Genomic DNA, 22,213 nt, shown 5'->3' with positions numbered 1-22,213 from the left:
AAAGCGACCACACATTTTTTAATTCTTGTCAACATTTTTATAAAATAAAAAGACCCCATATTATTTCTAATATTGAGGTCTTTATGTTTTTCTACTAACTTAATGACATTGTCAAAAAAACTCTCCTTTTTTTATTTATTAACTTTTAATATAATCTTCTAATTATAATATTTGGAATGGATTTAGATTAGTTTCACTCTTGATTACTTCTACCCCAGCCAATTCATTTGATAAAAAGTTGTACATAACATCTTTAAATATATTTTCACTGTCAAAATGCCCGCAATCCACCAAATTCATTCCCATATCGAATACATCCTGAGCTTCATGGTATTTAACATCTCCAGTTAAAATAACATCTGCGCCTTCTTTGGCAGCTAGTTTTGCAAATTCAGATCCAGAACCAGTTACAACAGCAACCTTAGATATTTCTTTTCCTAAATCTCCAACAACTCTAAGGCACTCTATATTTAATACACTTTTTAACTTTTCACAAAGTTCTTTTAAACTAACATATTCTTCTAATTCGCCAATTCTACCAAGACCATACACTTTTCCTTCACAGTAGTTTTCATCTGAGCTTATTTTATCTAATACTTTTGTATTTTTAAAGTCCATAACTTCCATAAAATAATCATTTAATCCATCAAATGCTATATCAAAATTAGTGTGCATTGAGTAAACTGATATGTCATTTTTTATCAGCTTGTGGATTAATTTTCCTTTAAAATCTCCAGTATTTACTCTATTTATTTTACCAAATATAAACGGATGATGAGTGACTATAAGGTCTACACCTTTTTCTATAGCCTCTTCTACAACAGCTTCATTTGCTTCTATTACTGTCATCACTTTTTTAACATCTGAGTCAAAATCTCCAACTAAAAGTCCTACATTATCCCAATCATATGCTAGACAAGTTGGATATTTATTTTCTATTTTTTTAGTTATATCTTTTAATTTCATTATTATCACCTTTTCAACAAAATTTTATAACATCTTTTCTAATTTTTCTATTTTAGACTCCACTTCTTCTCTTCTTTTTCTTATATTTTCATTGTCTATGCCTTCAAATTTTTCTAAAATAGCTTTATTTGTTCTTATTTTCTTTTCTACAAATTCTGTAAATAATTCATTTTTATTATTTAATAGTTTTTCTCCAACTTCGTAGTATATTTCATCAGAAGGTGTATTATTTTTTCCAATATATCTAGCAGTCATTATTTCATATATTCTAAAGTCCTCGTTCTCTAAAACTTCTTCCATTATTTCATATCCATTGTTTAGTAGATATTTTCTAAGCTCTTCCTGTGCCTGCATTGGCTGAAGTATTAATTTTTCAGCGCTCTGGGCAACTTCTTTTTTAGCTTCTAGTATTTCTGCTATTAAAGCTCCTCCCATTCCTGCTATTATAATTTCATCTACTTCGCCTTTTTCAAGAACTTCTATACCAGAACCAAGTCTTAATTCCGTTTTAGCTTCTAGTCCGTTATGTCTTACTTCTTTTCTAGCATTTTCTAAAGGTCCTTTATTTATATCTGCTAAAATAGCAAATGGTATAGTCCCTTTATTTAATAAATAAACTGGTATATATCCATGGTCTGTCCCTATATCTGCTACTCTTTTTCCTTCAGATACAAAAGAGGCTATTTTGTATAATCTATCTGTTAATTTCATAAATTTATTCCTTTCAATACATTTATAATTTTTTATAATTTCACTTTATTTTAGATAGAAAAAATACGCCTTTTTTCAAGACGTATTCTTTCTGTATTTTATTAATCAAGAAGTTATTAATCAAGATAATCTCTAAGTTTTTTAGATCTACTTGGATGTCTTAATTTTCTAAGTGCTTTAGCTTCTATCTGTCTTATTCTTTCTCTTGTTACATCAAACTCTTTACCAACTTCTTCAAGAGTTCTAGCTCTACCATCTTCAAGACCAAATCTTAATTTAAGAACTTTCTGTTCTCTTTCATTTAATGATCCTAATACCTCTTCTATCTGTTCTTTTAATAATGAGTATGCAGCTGATATATCTGGAGCTGGAGCATCATCATCTGGTATGAAATCTCCTAAATGAGAATCTTCTTCCTCACCTATTGGAGTTTCTAATGATACTGGATCCTGAGCTATCTTCATTATTTCTCTTACTTTTTCTACTGAAAGATCCATTTCTTTAGCTATTTCTTCTGGTTTAGCATCTCTACCTAATTCCTGAAGTAACTGTCTTGAAACTCTCATAAGTTTGTTTATTGTTTCAACCATATGTACAGGTATTCTTATTGTTCTCGCCTGGTCAGCTATAGCACGAGTTATAGCCTGTCTTATCCACCAAGTTGCATATGTACTGAATTTGAATCCTTTTTCGTAGTCGAATTTTTCAACTGCTTTTATAAGACCTAGGTTCCCTTCCTGTATTAAGTCTAGGAATAACATTCCTCTACCTACATATCTTTTAGCTATACTTACAACTAGTCTTAAGTTCGCTTCTACTAGTCTCTGTTTTGCTAATTCGTCACCTTCATGCATTCTCTTTGCATATTCAACTTCTTCATGTGGTTTAAGTAGTGGGATTTTACCTATTTCTTTAAGGTACATTCTAACTGGGTCGTCAATACTTATTCCTTTTGGAAGCGATAAATCTAATGCTTCTGAATCACCATCTTTATCGTCATCATCAGAATCAGGATCGTCTATATGATCAAATCCCATATCGTCATTATTTCCAACTGCAAATGTTGCATTGTTTTTCTTAGATTTTTCATCAACTAGTTCGATTCCTACACTCTGAAGTGTATCGTAAAGGTTATCCATCTGCTCTTTATTCATTTCAACTGTTTCAAAAGCATCACCTATTTCTTCAAATGTAAGAGACCCATTCTTCTTCCCTTTTAATATCAGTGCGTTTGCCTTTTCTTTTAGCTCTTTGTTTTTGTTTTCTGCTTTAACTTTATCCACACTTAAACCCCCTTTATAAATTTCTTAATCGTTTATTTAAATCTACTGATTGTAAGGCTAAATTCATTATTTCTAAATCTAGCTCTTTAGCTGCCTCTTTATCAGATTCAGCTAAAATTTTACTTTTAGCACCTAGTTCTTCTTGCTTAATTCTAAGTTTATCTATAGTTTTCTTTAAAGAGTTTCTTCTGACACTCCTTACAGTTTCTTCTATTTCTTTCATATTTTTTATATTTATACTTTCCAAAGACGTTTTCTTTAAAGACTCGATGTATTTTTCATCTATATCCTCTAATTCATCTGGATTAATAACTTTTTCTGAATCTACCTTTGAAAAATAATTTAATATTTTCTTACTATCTTCCATTAAAAGCTCTTTTTCATCTATTTTTAATAATATTTTTTCTCTAGCTGCTGGGATAGTCATCATTATTTTAATTAACATTATTTCAGTTAATTCTTCGCCATGTTGGATTGCATCCATTTTTTCTATAGGCTTTTCTTCTTTTTTATTAAATTTATTATTGAATTTTCCATTAGATAAATTTTTAGAACTATATGATTTACCGTATATTTCTCTCTTTACCGCATCTTCATCTAGCTGAACTATTTCGCTTAAATATTTTATGTAGTAATCTATCTCTACAGGACTCTTTAGCTGTTTTATAATATTAACCGCTTCCTGAGCAAATTTTATATTATCCTGATCCTTAGATAAGTCGAAAGTTGACTTTAGATTATCTATTTTAAATTTAATCCGAGGTACAGCATCCTTCATTGCATTTCTATACTCATCAGTTCCATATTTTCTAACGTATTCGTCTGGATCCTTTGCATCTTTTAAATCAAGTACCTTAACTGATAATCCAGCCTCTACTAGTATATCAATAGCTCTAAGGCTTGCTTTTGTTCCTGGTCCATCAGAATCGTATGATATTATTACATTATCCGCATATCTTTTTATCAATCTAGCCTGCTGACTAGTAAGGGCTGTTCCCAATGTAGCAACAGCTATTTTTATACCGTATTGATACAGAGATATTAAATCCATATATCCTTCTACAAGTATTACAGTTCTTGAAGAAAGATTTTTTCTAGCAAAATTTAAACCATATAAATTATGTCTTTTATTAAATATCAATGTATCTGGTGAATTTAAATATTTTGGTAGTGAGTCATCCAACACTCTTCCACCAAATCCTATTACATTGCCCCTATAATCAAATATAGGAAACATTACTCTATTTCTAAACTTATCGTAATATTTATCTGTTTTTGTACTTTTTCCTATCAAGCCACATTCTAAAAGCTCTTCTATACTATAACCTTTTTCATCTATTAAATAATCCATTAAGCTACTCCAAGCATCTTGAGAGTATCCTAATCCGAATCTTTTTATGGTTTTATCATCTAGACCTCTATTTCTTAAATAATCGTATCCTCTGTTTTTTGATTTTACGAGATTAGCAAAATAGAATCTAGCCGCTTCCGTATGTATATCTTGATATTTTTTACTTAATTCAATTTTTTGTTTTGTTTCTTCGTCGATGTTAAAATTTATGTCAATTCCGCATCTATTTGCAAGCAGTCTAACTGCATCCATAAAGTCTAGATTTTCCATTTTCATGACAAAATTTATAACATCTCCACCCTCCCCGCAACCAAAACATTTATAAACCTGTTTTGCTGTGCTTATGTGGAAAGACGGTGTTTTTTCGACATGAAAAGGACATAAGGCTTTGTAGTTTTGACCTGAAGGCTGTATCTTTATATAGTCACCTATTACGCTGGCTATATCGCATCTAGCCTTGATTTCCTCTATAATCTCTTTCATATCGTTCATATTAACACATCCCTCTGTTTTTTGTCTTAACATTTCTATTTTACACGAATTTTTATCTTTGTCAATGTTAATAATATAAATAATTCTACTTTTTTTTAGAATATCCTTCTTTTATTTATAAATTTTTATAATTTTTTTTAATTTTTTCCATCAGCTCTTTAAAATTATCAAAATCTAAAGACTGTTCTCCATCAGAAAGAGCTTCATCTGGATTTGGATGAACCTCAACCATTATACCATCGGCTCCACATGCTAAGGCAGCATATGACATTGGAGCTACTAAATCCCTTATACCTGTTCCGTGACTAGGATCTACTATAACTGGTAATCCTGTTTCTTTTTTAATTATAGGCACTGCTGCTAAATCCAATGTGTTTCTAGTGTAATCGTCATAAGTTCTGATTCCTCTTTCACACATTATAATTTTTTCGTTTCCTTCCACAGCTATATATTCAGCTGAGCAAATCCATTCATTTATAGTCGCTGCTAATCCTCTCTTTAACATAACAGGCTTGTCCTGCTTTCCTGCTTCAGATAAAAGCGGGAAATTCTGCATATTTCTAGAGCCAATCTGAATTATATCAGTAGAATCGTATACTTTTTCTAAATCTCTAATATCCATAAGCTCTGTTATAACAGGCATTTTAGTTCTTTTTCTTACTTCCTTTAAAATTTCAAGTCCTTCTTCCTTAAGACCATTAAAAGAAAATGAAGATGTTCTAGGTTTATACGCTCCACCTCTTAAAATATCAGCTCCCTGACTTTTAACAAACTCGGCAGTCTTTAAAAACTGTTCATAGCTTTCTATTGCACAAGGCCCAGCTATTACAATATTATCCTTGCCAAATTCTACTCCCTTTTCTCTATTTACAATAATTTTTTTCTGCTGAGAAAATGGATTTTCTGCATCTATTTCAAATTCTTCTATATTTCTTTTTTCTTCATCTGGTAAATTGTTAAATGCATCTAATATATTTTCGCCATTTATATCTAAATCTTTACCTAAATCCAACAATGGTCTAAGCACAAAGGCTCTTTCTTTCATTAACGGATGTGGAACCTTTAAATCTTCTGTATCTATAACTTCATTATTATAAAGAAGTATATCTACATCTATTGTTCTAGGCCCCCATTTTATTATTCTTTTTCTATTTAATCTTGTTTCTATGTTCTGACAAAATCTAAGCATTTCGTGTGGATTAAAGCTAGTATCCACTTCTAAGCATATATTTAAGAAATCTGGCTGCTCTGTATATCCCCATGCTTTTGTTTCGTATATCTTTGACTTTTTAACAGAAAAAACATATACACTATCTTCTATCATATCGCACGCCCTATTCAGATAGCCAAGTCTATTTCCCATATTTGTTCCAAGACTAAGATAAACTTTGTTCATTCTGATATCTCCTTATTTCTACTCCCATATAATCAAAAATTCCCTTAACAGGAGCTTCTTTTTTTCTTATTCTAACCATAACTGAGTGAGCAATATCAAATCTATTTAACACTTCTGCTGCTATATTTTCAGCTAATGCTTCAATTAAATTAAATCTCTTATCCTCTGTAAACTCTCTAGTTATTTCATAAACTTCTGCATAATTTATAGTTTTTGTAAAATCGTCGTTTATTCCGGCCTCTTTAGTACTTGTTTCTATCTCTATATCTATAAAAAATTTCTGTCCTAAAACACTTTCTTCTTTTAAAAGTCCATGGTATCCGTAAAATGCCATATCCTTTAAAATAATTTTATCCATAACCATCACCTCAAATAAAGTCTACTATCTGTATATAGCATCTGCCATCTTTGCAGCTCTTAGGTTTTCAGTTACATCGTGAACTCTTACTATATCTACACCATCTCTAACTCCAAGCACAGTAGTTGCAACAGTTCCTTCGACTCTATCCTTTGGCTCTAAGTGCAGTACATTTCCTATAACAGATTTTCTTGAAGTCCCTAAAAGTATTGGATACCCTAAATCTCTAAGTTCACCAAGTCTTCTAAGTACTTCCAAATTCTGTTCAAATGTCTTACCAAACCCTATTCCTGGATCTAGTACTATTTTTTCTTTTTTAACACCTGCGTCTAAAGCCATTTTTATACTTTCATTTAAGAAATATTTTATAGCTTCCATTATATCTTTATCATATTCAGTTCCATCCTGATTGTGCATTATGCAAACCTCAGCGTCGTATTTAGCTATTACGTTTGCCATATTTTCATCTCTTCTAAGTCCCCAAACGTCATTTACCATCTCAACACCTAGCTTTAATGCTTCCTCAGCAACATCAGCTTTATATGTATCTATTGACATAGGAAGTGATATTTCTTTCTTTAATGCTTTTATAACTGGTACAACTCTTCTTATTTCTTCTTCACTATCTACATAAGTATGCCCAGGTCTTGTAGATTCTCCACCGATATCTATCATATCAGCTCCCTCTTCAACCATTTCTTTTGCATGTTTTAAAGCCTTCTCTACTGAATCAAAATCTCCACCATCAGAAAAACTATCTGGTGTAACATTTAATATTCCCATTATATAAGTTCTTTTTCCATAATCTAACATCTATCTACTCCTCCTATTTCATAAGTATTAAATTCATCGCTTCTGTTCTAGTAGCTATATCTTTGGCAAATACTCCTCTAACCGCTGAAGTCACTGTTTTTGACCCTGGTTTTTTAACACCTCTCATAGTCATACACATATGTTCAGCTTCTATAACAACCATTACCCCATAAGGTCTTAATTCTTCCATTATTATATCCGCTGTTTCTTTTGCGATTCTCTCTTGTAGCTGTGGTCTTTTAGCTATAGTTTCAACTACTCTAGCCAACTTTGAAAGTCCTGTAAGTCTTCCACCTTTTGGAATATAAACAACATGAGCTTTTCCAAAGAAAGGTACTAGATGATGTTCACAACAAGAATAGAATGGTATATCCTTAACTATAACCATTTCCTCGTGTGATTCCTCTGGGAAAGTAACTTTTAAATGCTCTCTTGGATCCTGGAAAATACCGCAGAATATCTCTTCATACATTCTAGCAACTCTGTCTGGAGTTTCTTTAAGACCTTCTCTATCTGGATCCTCTCCAATAGCTTCTAAAATATCTCTAACCGCTCTTTTTATTTTTTCCTTGTCCATTTTTCCTTCTTTTAATTCCACATTTTCTTTTGAATCTAACATTTAAAACACTTCCTTTTTATTAGTTTTTATTTATTTTTTCATACATTATTTTACATTTTTCAATGATATCCTCAGAAATTTCCTCTCTTTCAAAGACTAATACAGGCTTAGAAATAGCCTTTACAAAGAATTTTTCTCCTTTTTCTATATATTTATACGCACTTTCTATAGAAAAATAATTGATGTCAAATTCTACACCAAAGTAGTTTGGAAATTCTCTTATTTGATCAGAAATCTGATTTTTTCTTATAACAAATAAATCTATATCATTTATAGATAAATTTTCGTCAGATAAGTCCTTATACTTTGCAGAACCTACCAGCATAATAGAGATGTTATTCTCATCACTTTTTAATTTATCTACAACAAAATCAAATGCTTTTTGTTCTTTTTTTCCCATTTTTACACCTCCTAAATTATATTCTATTTTAGGCAGTACTATATACACTTCTATAAAAAATTTTTATTTCCTCTTTTTATTTTCAATTTTTTTATTTTATTTTTGTTTTTTTGCTCTCTTCCAATTTTCTATACTTTTCAAATCAAGAATTATACCTTTAAATAAAAAAATAGGGAACCTATATTTAATAAATTCCCTATTTCTTTTATTATTTAACATTTTTATTTTTCTTTATTATTCTCTGCTTGAGAAAACTTCTTCAAAAGACATTCCAAAAATTACTGGCTTGTCATTTTCCCAAGTTCCACTGTATAGTATATCTCCATCCTCATCATAGAAAGTTCCTTCTCCATGTTTTCTTCCATCTTTGAAATCTCCCTCATAGCTCTTTCCATCTTCCCAGATAAATCTTCCTTTTCCATTTATCACGTTATTTACCCATTGACCTTCATACACTAGTTTTCCATTTCTATCAAAGCAGCTTCCTCTTCCATTGAATTTTCCCTGTTTAAACTCACCTATGTACATATCTCCATCTTTCCACTGATAGAAACCATATCCATCTTTTCTGCTGTCTTTCCATTCACCAAGATACTCGGAACCACTATTGTATATCATTCTACCTATACCATTTGCCATTTCTCTTTTGAAATTACCTGTATACTCATCGCCATTAGAGAATTTATAAACACCTTTACCTTCTCTATTGTTGTTTTTAAACTCTCCAACATATTCATTTTTTGTTTCTCTTTCAGAATAGAAAATATAATTTCCCATTCCATGCATTTTATTATTTATCATCTTTCCTATGTATATATCACCATTGGTAAACTCGTAAATTCTTTCCACAGGTTTTACATTTTTTCCATCTGGATTAGGTGTATATGCATCGACTTCCATATCCATTCCATATTCTCTTTCCGGCTCTAATTCATCGTCATAATCATCGTATTCTTCATATTCTTCATCGCCAATATTTTCTATATTATTATCTAAATCATCTAAATAAAGAAGATCATCATCTAAAAGTTCTTCATCGTATTCTATATCTTCATCTGAACTATTGTCTAATATATCTATATCATCCCAGAACTCATCCTGCGTTTCGTCCTTTAAAAGACTCAAAGCTTTTACTACATCCTCAGCGTTCATTCCATAGTCATCATCTACATCTATATCTACTTCTTCATATACACTTTCTTCAACCTCATCTGCTTTATCTATATAAAACTCAGATTTTTTGAAATATTCTTTTTCTATTTCCTCTTCTTCCTCATAAGTTCTTCTCCGTGTTTCTATTTCATTGACTTCAAATTCAGTTGCGTATTCTTCTCTTCTTATTAGCTTTTCTCTTTTTATTTCAAAATTTCTAACTTTCTTTTCAACTATTGCTATCTCTCTATTATATCTATTAAATATTTCTTTATATCTTCTAGGCAGATTCATAACTTTTCCCTCCAAAGTAAAATGTCTTTATTATATTATTTAAATTACTTTCTTATATTATTATAATACTAAATTCTTATATATAAAAGCAAAAAAATAAATCCTCACGCTTTTAACATGAGGATTTTATTTCCTAAAATATGTATTTTAATTTTAAAGATCTTTTGCTTTGAATCCTCGACCTTTTACCTCTGTAATATCATTTACAGAAATAAACGCCTTATTATCGCAGCTAAGAGAAATTTCTTTTATCTGAGGAATTTCACTTGTAGAAACTATAGTGTATATTATTTTTTTCTTCTGATGAGTATATGCACCTTCCGCTTCAAGGAATGTAACACCTCTTACTAATTTTTTCATTATTATCTCAGAGATTTCTTCAGCTTTATCAGATACAACCATAACAGCTTTCTGTGAGTTCATCGCATCTTTTACGAAGTTCATAGCTGTTGCATTCATAAATATATCTATTAGTGTATAAAGCGCTAAGTCTAATCCAAATAAGAAACTTCCTATAAATACTATTACTGCATTTATCGCCATAGCAGTATCTTTTATCTCTATATTCTTTTTAACCTTTAAAATAGCTGCTATTATATCAGTTCCTCCAGTAGATGCTCTTGCTCTAAACACAAGTCCAACACCTGCTCCTGATAATAATCCCCCGTATATAGCCTGAAGAATTATATCATTTATTGATATAAACTGTGATATATCAGATGTTACACCTAATAAAAATGAAAATATCGCCATATTGATAAGACTCAATATACAGAATTCTTTTTCAAGATATATAAAACCTAGTATAAACACCGGTATGTTTACTACAAATGTTAAGAACCCTATATTCATCCCTGTAAGGTAGTTTATCGCAGTTGATATCCCTGTAGCTCCTCCACTTAGAAGTCCTGCAGGTCTTAAAAATCCATTTACTCCTATAGATGTTATCAACATTCCTACTATCATTGTTAAAAGTCTTAAACTAGGATGCTCTTTTAGAGTATCTTTTACTTCACTCATTTTTTTCTCCCTTCAATTCCCTCAATTTAATAATTTTCTACTAATACTTTACTATAAATCAGTCTTTCCTGACTTCACATATATATTATAATCAAATTTTTATTATTGTCTAGTCTAAAAAATCTATACTTTTTTAGCAATAAGAGCATTTTTTACTTTGTTTATTACATAATTTATATTTTTTTATTAAATTAATGAATTTTATTTTTCACATCTTGCAATTTTTTGCCCTTATTTTTGTCGTTATACAGTTTTATTGAAATTATTTCTAGTAGCTTTTCAATTTTATAAATTGAAGGTAAATTTAATTATCTTAAAAATTTTTTATTTTTCTTCCTAAAAAAATTTTTATTTTTCTATTTTACAGTAATACTCATACAAATTTTATAAGAATTTTATTAAAATAGGAATCAATATGACTGTTAGTGTTCCCGATATTCCTATTGATAATCCACTCATAGCACCTTCAACCTCACCCATTTCTATGGCTTTTGTTGTTCCAAGCGCATGTGATGCTGTACCAAGAGCTATTCCTCTGGCTATAGGATGCTTGATTCCACCTATTTTAAATACTAGTGGAGATATTATAGCACCTAATATTCCTGTACAAATTATCGCAACAACTGTTATCGCTTCTACACCACCAAGAGAATTTGTAAGAGATATACCCATTGGAGTAGTTATAGATTTTGGTATAAGTGAGTTTAAAAGAGATGAATCCGCATTTAAAGCTCCTCCAAGTATTTTTATAGATATAAAAGATACTAAAACCCCTGCTGTTATACCAATTATTATCTCCATCATATTTTCTTTGAACAGTTCAAACTGTTTATAAAGTGGTACTGCTAGTACGACTGTTACTGGAGATAAAAAAAAGTTTATACTATCTCCACCTATCTTATACGCCTCATAAGGTATTTTTGTAATACTTAAAAACGCTATTATACATATGATTGCTATTAATAGCGGATTAAATATAGGATTTCCTGTTTTACGCTGAATATATCTTCCAAGATTATAAAAAATTATAGTCAATAGAAGTCCAAATATCGGCGTCTGTGTTATATCATACATTAGATTTCTTTTCCTTTCTTTTCATCATTATTTCCACCACAATTCCTGTAAACCACATAACTATTGCTGTAGTTACAAATATTGCTAAAACTAAAAGTATTATATTTTGCTTTATAAGATCCATAGATTTTATAAGCGATACTCCAGCTGGTACGAAAAATAATGCCATATTATCTAAAAAGAAACCAGATATGCTATCTATGCTCTCTATGCTTATAATTTTAAACTGAAGCATTAAAAATAACAGAATCATACCAATTATACTTCCTGGAATTAAGACAAAACTAGATATCATAGAACTTATATACTCTCCTACTGCCCAAATTCCAAGAATGATTGCTAACTGATTAAATACTTTCATTAATCATTCCTCCTTTCCCCTCAACTAAAATACCATATATTGTATACAATAGTCAAAGATATATTAATTACAACATTGTATTCTTTTTCTTTTGCTAAATGTTACAATATATTAAACACTTTTTTTATTAAGTTTAGTTTCTTTTTATTAAACGGTGGATATTTCATACTTATATCCGCAAATTTTTTAGATTTTACAACAGATTTCTTATGACTAAATGCATCAAAGCTAGCTTTTCCATGATAATTACCAAGACCACTCATTCCTATTCCACCAAATGGAAGTCCCTCAGATGTACAATGGATTATAGTATCGTTTACACATCCTCCACCAAAAGATACCTTTTCTATTATTTCTTTTTCAAATGAGCTATCATCGGTAAATAGATACAATGCTAAAGGATTTTTATTTTTATATATTATTTCAAATATCTCACTTTTACTTTTGTAGACAATTATAGGAATTATAGGTCCAAATATTTCTTCTTGCATTATTTTTTCATCCATACTAGATACTTCTAATATCGTTGGCTCTATCTTTAAACTATCATCATCGTATTTTCCACCAAATATAAGTCTTTTCCCCTCGATTAAATTTAGTATTCTATCAAAATTCTTTTTATTTATTATCTTAGGATAGTCATCTGACTCAATTGGATTTTCTCCATAAAATTCCTTTATATAGTGTATTAACTTATCTCTAAGTTCTAAAAATACAAGTCTATCCGCTATTATATAGTCTGGTGCAACACATGTTTGTCCAGCATTCATAAATTTTCCCCACACTATTTTTTTAGCTGCATTATCTAAATCTGCCTTCCTATCAATTATACAAGGGCTTTTCCCACCAAGTTCTAACACACAAGGTATCAATCTTCTACCAGCTGATTCTGCAACAGATGCACCTATTTTAGGATTTCCTGTATAGAATATAAAATCTATATCAGATTCAATTAAATTTATTGCCTCATCTGCTTCCCCAGAAAATACCGCAATATACTCCTCATCAAATATTTCTTCTATTATTTCCCTAACTATGCCAGATGTAAATGAAGATATTTCTGAAAGTTTTAATATGCTAGTATTTCCCGCTGCTATACTTCCTATAAGCGGCATAAGAGCAAGCTGAAACGGATAATTCCAAGGAGATAGTATTAAGCAAACTCCATATGGTTGATTGTAGATTCTATTATCTGAAAATGGATTCATAATAGATGCTCTAACTTTTTTAGGTTTTGACCACTTTTCTAGATTTTTTATAGTATTTTTTAACTCACTTTTTACTATTCCTAATTCTGTTTCATATCCCTCAAATTCCGATTTTCCTAGGTCTAGCTTTAATGCATATAAAATCTTTTCTTCATACTTATCAACAGTATCTCTCAATTTTATTAAAGCTTTTTTTCTATAATTTATATCAATAGGCTTTCCAGTTTTAAAGAATCCCTTCTGCTTCTCGACAACTTCTTTATATCTTTTCATTTCCTCACCTCTAAATTAACTTCTTAATACTATTATTATATTTATTCAAACAAAAAGAAAGGGGTTGCTGATTTTTTTCAACAACCCCTATTGATTTTTTATTTAGTTTTTATTATTTTCTTTTGGTGTTGCTTCTGGCTTTTGAGTTTCTCCACCTGAATTTCCTGTATTTCCTGCATTTCCGTCTGGTTTTTGAGTTTCTCCTCCACCATTATTTTCTGAGTTATTTTCTCCAGGATTCTGTGGTTCTGCTGGTTTTTCCTCTACAGGAGCAGTTCCTACAAATATAACACCATTCTGCTTTGGATAACTTGATGTTGCAATTTTTTCCTTTTTAATCTGTTTTCCATTTTTGTCCTTGTATATTCTATATGTTTCAACAACATATCCATTTCTACTAGCCTTGTCTACTTCTTCTTTACCTGCTGGTAAATCACTTTTTTCTATCTTCTGAAGTGTAGCCTGTGAAACAGATACAGTCTTAGTCTGTATTTCTATGTTCTGTTCATCTGCCTTGCTTCCAAATACCTGACATACTATTGATCCACCTGTTACATAGTTCTGAATATAGACATTATGTTTATATGGATTCTTAAATACAAAATCTGTTCCACTATCTGTAACAGTAGCATCTCTACCCATTCCAGCATAAGAAGAAGGTATTGTATGGTTTTTAACATTTACAATTTCCATTCCTGATTTAAGTGCTGCATTGTATAAAGTCGATGATACCTGACATACTCCACCACCTAGATCTTCCTGCATTTCTCCCTGTACTATAACAGGCGCACTTTTATATCCATTGGCCTTATTTCTTTTTCCAACTATAGTATTGAAAGAGTATTCCTGACCTGGTTTTAAAATTACACCACTAGACGCATTTGTAGCTATTTTTATATTCTCTGTTCTATTATAGTTGTTCTTAAATGTAGTTACAGATGTTCCTAGAGCTTTATCCATACCTTCAAGGTCTGATTTTTTTATCTTAGGCTCATCAAGCTTAACAACAGCTTCAGTCTTAAATTTATTTGCAGATAACCGCTTTTCAATAGCCTTATTTGTTTCAGCTTCATTAAGGACTACTCCATTCTTTTCTGGAACTATAGTTATCTTGTCATTATCTGTGTTTATTTTTGCATTTTCTTTTTCTCTATCGACATCTTTTCTAATTTTATCAAGTTCTTCTTTTGCCTTAGCTTTATCGTATTCTATTGCCACACGTACATTAGTTTCGTGTCCCATCATAGATTTAGCCATATCGAACATATTAGAAAATATATTTCCACTTCTATCAACTTTGTATGCATTTTCAACTGTCTTATTTATGTCATATTCAAAGTTTAGCTCATCTAAATTAAGTTTCCAACTTCTTTCCTCGCTGCTTAGTGTAAACTCATTAGTATCAAATACCTTTATTTTATTTTTTGCCTCTTCTTTTGTCATTCCTCCAACATTTATCCCATTTACTATTACGTTTTCAGCTATTTTATCGCTTTTTACTTTTGAAAACATAAATCCTACTGTTCCCAGAACAACAACCAATAAGGCTATTAATGCTACTTTTATTTTTTTCGACATTAAATCTCTCCTTTTTGTTTATTTTCAGAGTACATCCCTTTACCTCTGAATTAGTTAAATACCTATTTTACTAGTTCTAATCTCCCTATTATATACGAACTAGTTTATTATTTTCGAAAGAATATACTGCACCACTATACATATCTACACAGTACAAGTCTTTACCTCTTAAGAACCCTTTATTACCTATAAAGAAGAAATATGTATTCTCCTTCTTATTTAGCATTTCACTTATTTTCTTATCACATTTAGAATATCTTTCTGCCTTATCAGAGTCAATTTCTTCCACTTTTTTATATACCCTTTTCTTCTTTTCTAATTCATTTTTTAGATTTTCTGTTGCGTCTTTTTTAGAAATAGCAAATTCAATTTCTCCATTTGTATTTAGTCTAAAGAAATTGGCATTATCAATATCTTTATATGATCTTTCTCCATCCTTGTATAAATATAGCTTTTTATTTTCTGCATTTATAAGAACTTCATTTATTCTTTTACCATCTTTAAGTATTTCTGCATAATAGTATTTTTCTCCATTTACCATCTGTGGTAGAGGACTTACTGTTATTCCTTCTGGCTCTATATCAGCTGCCTTACAGTATATATTTTTTATATCATCCGATCCTAAAGTGTACTCATCTAATTTTTTCTGATAATCCTTTAGAATTTTTTCGACTTTTTCATCATCAGGATAGTATTTTTTTACATATTCCATATATTCTGTTGCAACTTGGTAATTTCCACCCTTTGCTGCCAAAGCAGCTTCCTGGATATAATAATCATACATTTTTTCTATACATTCTTTTTTATTCTCTTCAGCCTTTTTATAGTACTTTTTATCCTTTTCAAGCACTTTTTCATAGTTTTCAATAGCCTGAGAATACTGGAATTTCTTTTGATATTCGTATCCCTGTTCATATAACATTCTAGAATCGTATATAAACTCTATGTCTTGTCTATATTCTTCTGTTCCAACTTCCATTCCCTGTAATGCTGAAATAGTATCCACAAATGATTTGGCTGTTTCATAATCTATACTTCCATCACTATACATATCAGCTGCCTTTTTACACTGCTCTAACAATTTTTCGCTTTTAACAGTTATTCTATCTAAAGAATTGACCATATTGACAAATCCAGTAAATTTTTCTTTTGATATACTTCCTTTGAAAAAATCATCTCCGGTATTTTCTAAGAATTTATTTATTTTTCTAGAAAGCTTAGCATTAAATCTATCCATTTTTCCCTCTGAAAACTCTTTTTCTAGAGAAGAATAGTAATCTATTGCTATGGCATATTGTCTTGATTCTATATAATCCATCATATGATTTATTTCTGAATAGTATCTAAAATGATTCCATATAGCAAACACTAATAATATAGCTACAACTATTTTTATGATGCTAAATTTGCTTAGATTTTCAAACTTGGGTAGATTCCTCTTTTTCTTTTGTTTTTTCCTTTTTTTATAATCCGGCTCTTTCTCACCGAAATCATTCACCCATCCATCAATTTTCATAAAACTTCCCCTTTTATAAACAATCTATAAAAAAAATAAAACACAGTAACAACTGTGTTTATTTTTATATATACAATTGCATTTTTATCGAGCAAATAAATATCTGGTATTTATAAAATATATATTTAATACTATGATACCTTTCTTCTGTATTCTCTTTCTGGTGTAGATACTGCAGGAGCGCTCTTTCTGCGAACTTTTTGTTTCGCAACTGCTTTCTTTTTAGTAGGTTTTCTAAATACTTTATCAGCATTTGCTAATACCATAAGTACACTTAATCCAAGTGCTACTAAAGTTGCTGGTATAAAATACCACCAAAAGTCTGGAGTATTAGCACCTAAAAAAGCATTAATTACTCTTAATACAATAGCTGAAGCATAACATATTATGAATGACATAGCTGTATATTTTAGTATTTTTTTTAAACTTCTTTTTATTGTCTTAACTATTGAACCTGACTTTTTCAAGAACTCACCTCCATTGTATTTACTACATATATTTTAATTTACATAACATAGTTTAACTATATCAAAAAAAACGACTATTTGCAATAACTTTCACAATATTCTTCTATTCTTTAGATGCTTTTCCTGATATTTTTTCTGGTACAACTTTTATTATATCTGTTATTTTGAAAAGTTTTTCTATATATTTATTTCCATCTTCTATATAATCTGTTGAATATGTTTTTATTACTTCTTTTAATACCTTTCTTTTCTCTTCCTCATCTTCAACTATAGACGCATTTCCAAATACTACTACGCTTTTGTATCCAACAGTAAATTTATCTGGTACAAATTCGTAATATGAAACTGCACTTACACAAACTTTGCTATTTTCATTTATGTTGTCGATTTTATGTCCTTTTTTTGAACAATGATAGTATATATTTCCATCTAAGAATACGTGGTTCATCGGAACTGCATACGGATACCCATTATCTACAGATATTGTAGATAAAAAACTCACATCTGAATTTTTTAATATTTCTATTCCTGCTAAACTTCCTTTATCTCTATCAACTCTTCTCATATCTCTGAACATCGAAGACCACTCCTTTTTTCATTTAATATTTTTTAGTTTTTATTTTATTACTCAGTTATATATATTCTATATATTTTGTATTTTTCCTTTTTTAAAAAGAATTATTTCTCTTTTTTGTATCATATTTCAAAAAATTCAAAAATAATTATTGACAGAATCTTTTTTTTAGATTATGATTAATACAAGTTAAAAATAATAAATTTTCAGTAAATTCTTTGACGAGGAAGAGTAACTGTTTTTAGGTTCAATACAGAGAGTTGACGTTGGTGAGAGTCAGCAAGAAGGGAAATAGTGAATGGGCCTTAGAGAACCGGATTGAAATATTTTTAAAGTAGACTCCGGCGTTTGGTGTACGTTACAACACACAGAATATGTTAGTATTCTTGCAGAGATGTATTTCTTGTATAATTTTACAAGATATACGAATTTAGGTGGCAACGCGAATTAATACTTCGTCCTATATATAGGGCGAAGTTTTTTTATTTTACGGGAAAGGAGGTGTAAACTATGGTATGAACTTTACTAGAAGATAATATCGAATCAGAATGGCGAAATAATAAATTTAAAATACTTGGAGGGAAATACAATGAAAGCAATAGCAAAAACAACAACAAATACAACAACAAAAGTGAATACAAGAAAAATGGTTCTAAACTCAATACTTCTTGCAATAGGTCTTATACTTCATCAGATTACACCTGCTCTAGGACTTCCTATGCAGCCAGACTTCGCACTACTTACAATGTTTATAGTAGTTTTAATAAATAGAAATGATTATAAAAGCTGCTTATTAGCAGGAATAGTTACTGGTGTATTTACAGCACTTACAACTAAATTCCCTGGTGGACAGCTTCCTAATGTTATAGATAAAATAATATCTGTAAACTTTGCATACTTACTAGTTTACATAATGTATAGCATACCATTCTTAAGAAAAATGGATATGAAAAAAGCAGGTAAAATAGTTTCTATATTCTTATTCCCACTAGGTACACTTGTAAGTGGATCTATCTTCCTACTTGCTGCTCAGTATATAGTTGGACTACCTGCAGGATTTAGCGTTCTTTTCATATCAGTTGTTATACCAGCAGTAGTTATTAACTTTGTTGCAGGTTTAGTACTTTACAATGTAATACTTCGTTGCATAAAATAATTTAGTTTAATAAGATATCAACTATTTTAAGTTTGAAATCCTCAATATAAAAAAGGATGTAAATAATGTCTTTTAATACAGATATTATTTACATCCTTTTTGTTTTACTTATTTAATCCGTCTTTGGCAAGTTGATCCGCCATCTCATTATATTTGTCGCCAGTATGAGCTGCTACTTTTACGAAACTAACATCTAATCTATCTTTTATAGCGTTGTAATAATCTCTATACTCTATCGTTCCTTTTTTATTAGCTTTCCATTCTCCTGTGCACCACTTTTCTATTCCCTGATAATCAAAATATATTACCAACTTTGGAATATTATTTTCTATACAGTAGTTCATAGCGTACTCAGAAGCTTTAATTTCCCCTGCTACATTCCTCATACTTAGATATTCTTCATCGTTTCCACCAAAGCTTTCTGTATGTATAACTTCTCTATTTTTTAGTACAACTACACCAGAGCCATACTTTTTAATTGAATGCTCATAGCTTCCATCGACATATGCTTCTATTGTATTTTCATCAACTTTTATTTCTTTTTTTATTCCGTTGACAAAGTTTTCAGCTTCTTCCATAGTTGGAAAGCTTTTAAACTCCGCCCCTTTAAATCCACTTATCTGTTTGCTACATTCAGTCCAAGTTAAAAACACACCTGTTTTATAACCTTTTCTTACCGCATAAAATTTCTTTTTAGCCAAACAAACACCTCCCATATTTTGTAATGGTTTTAAAATTATTAATAATTTGGTCTTTATACTTTTTCTATTCTAACAGTTTTTTGTTTTTATGTCATTGGTTATTTTTTTAGGAGGTGTTTGCTGACTTAACTTGATTTCTTAATTTTATTTAATAACATTCATTTAATTTTTCTTTTTTTGCTTTAGGTGATTTCATATCATTGTAAACTGCCTTTATTTTTGTCTTGTATAGAACTATTGCTGTTATCATACAAGTTCCTTCTGCTAATATTGCAGAATACCATATTCCTTCTCCACCAAGTATAGCTATCATTAAGTATAATGCTGCTAATATCAAGAAGAATCCTCTTCCTAAAGATACTACTGCTGCTATTCCTGGTCTTTCAACTGATACGAAGAATGCTGATACTATTACGTTTATTCCCATGAATGCAAATGCATAAGAATAAATCTGAAGTACTCTTATAGCTTCTGTGAATATCGCTGTTTCTGTTGGATCTATAAATAATCCTACTATAAAGTCTGGTATAATGTGACATATTACAACAAATGCTGCTGATGCTATTACACCTGCTATAGCAGACATTTTAAACAGTTTTTTCATATTAGTAGAGTTTTCCGCTCCAAAGTAGTAGCTTACTAGTGGCTGCATACCCTGTGCTATACCCATCATTGTCATAAGTACCAATGTGTTTACATAGTTTATAATACTGTAATAAACTACACCCTGTTCACCTATGTATTTTATTATATTTAAGTTAAAAAGCATTACTACTATACCGCAACTAAGTTCTGTTGTTGAGTCTGGTATACCTATAAATGCTATTTTCTTCAATTCTGGGAAATCAAACTTAAATCTTGAGAAATTAAGTGTTGAATTTTTTCTAAAGAAGTGAACTAAGAAGAACACTGTTGAAAATACCTGTGATAATCCTGTTGCAATCGCTGCTCCCATTACGCCCCAATGGAATACCATTATGAATAAGTAATCAAGTACAACATTACTAAGTGCTGATATTATAACTCCACAAGTTGCTAAAACTGGAAATCCATCTGTTTTTATAATTACTTCAAGTGAATAAGACACCATAAAGAATCCATTGAATAGTACTATTATTCCAAGATAGTGTTTTACATAATCCATAGTTGAAGCAGTAGCACCTAACATCGTAGCTACTTTTTCTAAATTTAATAAAACTCCTCCCATTATTAATAATGAGAATATTATTATTACTACTGTATTCATAGTAAATATTTTATCAGCTGATTCTATATCTTTTTTACCAAGATATACAGCTATTATTGTAGATGCCCCTGTTGAGAACATCAGTGATAATGCGAATATAAAGTTTACAAAAGGCATTGAAATATTTACAGCAGCAAGTGCTGTTTCACCTACTCCTCTTGCAACGAATATACCGTCTACCATTGTATAAAGTGAGAAAACCCACATAGATACAACTGAAGGTATCATATACCTTAAAAATTTTGCCTTTAAGCTCATATTTTCATTTGATAACAATTTCGAATCCATTTTATATACTCTCCTCTCTTCTTATCTAAAATGATAAACTATGGTATTATACCATAGTCAAGAGGTTTTATGAAATTTTCTACATTTTTTTGACAGGAATTTGTATTTCTGTAACAAATTCTTCTGGATTTCCCGTTTCATGTATATCAATTTTATATATTTCCAGAGGCCCACCAACTGCTTCTAAATTGTTTTCTTTTATATATTCTTCTAGTTTTTTTAAATGCTCGTGATTGTATATATAATCGCCTTTATAAGTAAATGTTACATAGTATCCTTCTTCAAGAGTTATGTTATAAGTTTCTTCATCGTCATCTATTAGGCAAAATACTGATTTAAATACATTATTTAAACCTTTTTTTAAAGCTTCTTCTGAGAAAAACGATCCTATATTATTATTTCCTAAAATATCAAATCTTCCCTCATACTCGTTTTGAAGCCTCTGCACACAGAAGTCAAACTCCTCATCTCTAGTTATATTTGCATTTAATTCTATAGCTTTTCTCTTTTCTATATATTTTAATTCTATGTTTTCAAAATCTGTTATTTCTTTAGATTCAGCTATAGCACTTAGTCTATTTATGATATTACTTCTCTGAGAGTTTAACTCTTTGATCTTAGTTTCCGTCAAAATAAGCTCTTCATTCAAAATTTCTTCTGTAGTTCTTAGATTTCTATTTTCTAGATATTCTTTTATCTTTTTCATAGAGAATCCAAGTGTTCTTAGCTCTTTTATAAGATTTAAACGGTATAAATCCTGTATGCTATACATCCTATATCCATTTGTATCTCTGTCTGGTTTTAAAATTCCTAAATCCTCATAGTACATAAGAGAGTCCTTGCTGAATCCGTATATTTTCGAAATCTCTCCTATTTTATAGTAATCCTTCATATTTTCCTCCTCATATAATATTTT

At 30.1% G+C, this 22,213-nt stretch carries 22 protein-coding genes and 1 other annotated feature; of the genes, 1 reads left to right on the top strand and 21 read right to left on the bottom strand.

Translation table 11 applies throughout. The annotated features are described in order from the left end of the window. Positions 1–162: 162 nt before the first annotated feature. The 18 genes from ACK2WN_RS05550 to ACK2WN_RS05465 all read right to left on the bottom strand — a co-directional run bounded on the left by ACK2WN_RS05550 (position 163) and on the right by ACK2WN_RS05465 (position 17,909). On the bottom strand, positions 163–966 hold the full coding sequence (locus tag ACK2WN_RS05550; protein WP_330000156.1) for a Nif3-like dinuclear metal center hexameric protein: 804 nt from the start codon (positions 964–966) through the stop codon (positions 163–165). 24 nt (positions 967–990) lie between these two features. Further along, on the bottom strand, positions 991–1,677 hold the full coding sequence (locus ACK2WN_RS05545) for a tRNA (adenine(22)-N(1))-methyltransferase (RefSeq protein ID WP_416155037.1): 687 nt from the start codon (positions 1,675–1,677) through the stop codon (positions 991–993). Positions 1,678–1,793: 116 nt separating this feature from the next. After that, the gene (rpoD, locus tag ACK2WN_RS05540; RefSeq protein WP_300527940.1) at positions 1,794–2,960 is read right to left on the bottom strand and encodes an RNA polymerase sigma factor RpoD; all 1,167 of its coding nucleotides are present in this window, start codon (positions 2,958–2,960) and stop codon (positions 1,794–1,796) included. A 13-nt stretch (positions 2,961–2,973) separates the two neighbouring features. Next, complete coding sequence (dnaG, locus tag ACK2WN_RS05535; RefSeq protein ID WP_416155036.1) at positions 2,974–4,803, bottom strand: DNA primase; 1,830 nt, start codon at positions 4,801–4,803, stop codon at positions 2,974–2,976. 115 nt (positions 4,804–4,918) lie between these two features. Further along, positions 4,919–6,199, bottom strand: coding sequence for a 3-deoxy-7-phosphoheptulonate synthase (gene aroF / locus ACK2WN_RS05530; protein ID WP_331683502.1), 1,281 nt, complete (start codon positions 6,197–6,199; stop codon positions 4,919–4,921). Further along, positions 6,180–6,557 (bottom strand): dihydroneopterin aldolase, encoded by a 378-nt coding sequence (folB, locus tag ACK2WN_RS05525; protein ID WP_300527944.1) that lies wholly within the window; start codon positions 6,555–6,557, stop codon positions 6,180–6,182. Before folB ends, aroF begins: the two co-directional genes overlap by 20 nt. Before the next feature lie 24 nt (positions 6,558–6,581). After that, positions 6,582–7,370, bottom strand: a complete 789-nt coding sequence (folP, locus tag ACK2WN_RS05520; protein WP_416155035.1) for a dihydropteroate synthase — start codon at positions 7,368–7,370, stop codon at positions 6,582–6,584. A 13-nt stretch (positions 7,371–7,383) separates the two neighbouring features. Continuing rightward, on the bottom strand, positions 7,384–7,989 hold the full coding sequence (gene folE, locus ACK2WN_RS05515; protein WP_300527948.1) for a GTP cyclohydrolase I FolE: 606 nt from the start codon (positions 7,987–7,989) through the stop codon (positions 7,384–7,386). Positions 7,990–8,008: 19 nt separating this feature from the next. Then, positions 8,009–8,389, bottom strand: a complete 381-nt coding sequence (locus ACK2WN_RS05510; protein WP_300527950.1) for a hypothetical protein — start codon at positions 8,387–8,389, stop codon at positions 8,009–8,011. Between the two features lie 234 nt (positions 8,390–8,623). Further along, the gene (locus tag ACK2WN_RS05505) at positions 8,624–9,835 is read right to left on the bottom strand and encodes a hypothetical protein (RefSeq protein ID WP_330000153.1); all 1,212 of its coding nucleotides are present in this window, start codon (positions 9,833–9,835) and stop codon (positions 8,624–8,626) included. A gap of 153 nt (positions 9,836–9,988) precedes the next feature. Then, positions 9,989–10,855 (bottom strand): YitT family protein, encoded by an 867-nt coding sequence (locus tag ACK2WN_RS05500; RefSeq protein ID WP_300527955.1) that lies wholly within the window; start codon positions 10,853–10,855, stop codon positions 9,989–9,991. Positions 10,856–11,239: 384 nt separating this feature from the next. Continuing rightward, complete coding sequence (locus ACK2WN_RS05495; protein WP_330000150.1) at positions 11,240–11,929, bottom strand: LrgB family protein; 690 nt, start codon at positions 11,927–11,929, stop codon at positions 11,240–11,242. Then, positions 11,922–12,290 carry a CidA/LrgA family protein gene (locus tag ACK2WN_RS05490; RefSeq protein WP_300527960.1) on the bottom strand — a complete coding sequence of 123 codons (369 nt, stop codon included), beginning with the start codon at positions 12,288–12,290 and terminating at the stop codon, positions 11,922–11,924. Before ACK2WN_RS05490 ends, ACK2WN_RS05495 begins: the two co-directional genes overlap by 8 nt. 101 nt (positions 12,291–12,391) lie before the next feature. Continuing rightward, on the bottom strand, positions 12,392–13,771 hold the full coding sequence (locus ACK2WN_RS05485; protein ID WP_416155034.1) for an aldehyde dehydrogenase family protein: 1,380 nt from the start codon (positions 13,769–13,771) through the stop codon (positions 12,392–12,394). A gap of 102 nt (positions 13,772–13,873) precedes the next feature. Further along, positions 13,874–15,349 carry a VanW family protein gene (locus ACK2WN_RS05480; RefSeq protein ID WP_416155033.1) on the bottom strand — a complete coding sequence of 492 codons (1,476 nt, stop codon included), beginning with the start codon at positions 15,347–15,349 and terminating at the stop codon, positions 13,874–13,876. An 88-nt stretch (positions 15,350–15,437) separates the two neighbouring features. Continuing rightward, positions 15,438–16,865: a UbiD family decarboxylase gene (locus ACK2WN_RS05475; protein WP_300527967.1), complete on the bottom strand. Its 1,428-nt coding sequence runs from the start codon at positions 16,863–16,865 to the stop codon at positions 15,438–15,440. A 131-nt stretch (positions 16,866–16,996) separates the two neighbouring features. Continuing rightward, positions 16,997–17,332, bottom strand: coding sequence for a hypothetical protein (locus ACK2WN_RS05470; RefSeq protein WP_416155032.1), 336 nt, complete (start codon positions 17,330–17,332; stop codon positions 16,997–16,999). Positions 17,333–17,435: 103 nt separating this feature from the next. Further along, positions 17,436–17,909, bottom strand: coding sequence for a pyridoxamine 5'-phosphate oxidase family protein (locus tag ACK2WN_RS05465; protein ID WP_330000143.1), 474 nt, complete (start codon positions 17,907–17,909; stop codon positions 17,436–17,438). Positions 17,910–18,115: 206 nt separating this feature from the next. Then, positions 18,116–18,372: a binding site (T-box leader), on the top strand. Between the two features lie 123 nt (positions 18,373–18,495). On the opposite strand from ACK2WN_RS05465, the gene ACK2WN_RS05460 reads away from it, so the two are divergent. Beyond that, complete coding sequence (locus ACK2WN_RS05460) at positions 18,496–19,062, top strand: tryptophan transporter (protein WP_416155031.1); 567 nt, start codon at positions 18,496–18,498, stop codon at positions 19,060–19,062. Positions 19,063–19,166: 104 nt separating this feature from the next. On the opposite strand, the gene ACK2WN_RS05455 is transcribed toward ACK2WN_RS05460, so the two are convergent. From ACK2WN_RS05455 to ACK2WN_RS05445, 3 genes are all read right to left on the bottom strand, one after another. Next, positions 19,167–19,763, bottom strand: a complete 597-nt coding sequence (locus ACK2WN_RS05455) for a viroplasmin family protein (protein WP_416155030.1) — start codon at positions 19,761–19,763, stop codon at positions 19,167–19,169. A gap of 148 nt (positions 19,764–19,911) precedes the next feature. Continuing rightward, entirely contained in the window at positions 19,912–21,297 is a 1,386-nt protein-coding gene (locus ACK2WN_RS05450) for an MATE family efflux transporter (protein ID WP_416155029.1), read from the bottom strand. A 79-nt stretch (positions 21,298–21,376) separates the two neighbouring features. Then, the gene (locus ACK2WN_RS05445; RefSeq protein WP_416155028.1) at positions 21,377–22,189 is read right to left on the bottom strand and encodes a MerR family transcriptional regulator; all 813 of its coding nucleotides are present in this window, start codon (positions 22,187–22,189) and stop codon (positions 21,377–21,379) included. Positions 22,190–22,213 lie beyond the last annotated feature (24 nt).

Origin of the sequence: Peptacetobacter sp. AB800 (genome assembly GCF_047807365.1) — a bacterium.
In the GTDB taxonomy this organism is placed as follows: domain Bacteria; phylum Bacillota; class Clostridia; order Peptostreptococcales; family Peptostreptococcaceae; genus Peptacetobacter.
Note: the sequence above shows the minus strand (reverse complement) of the source record. Positions and strands in the feature narration are given on the sequence as shown.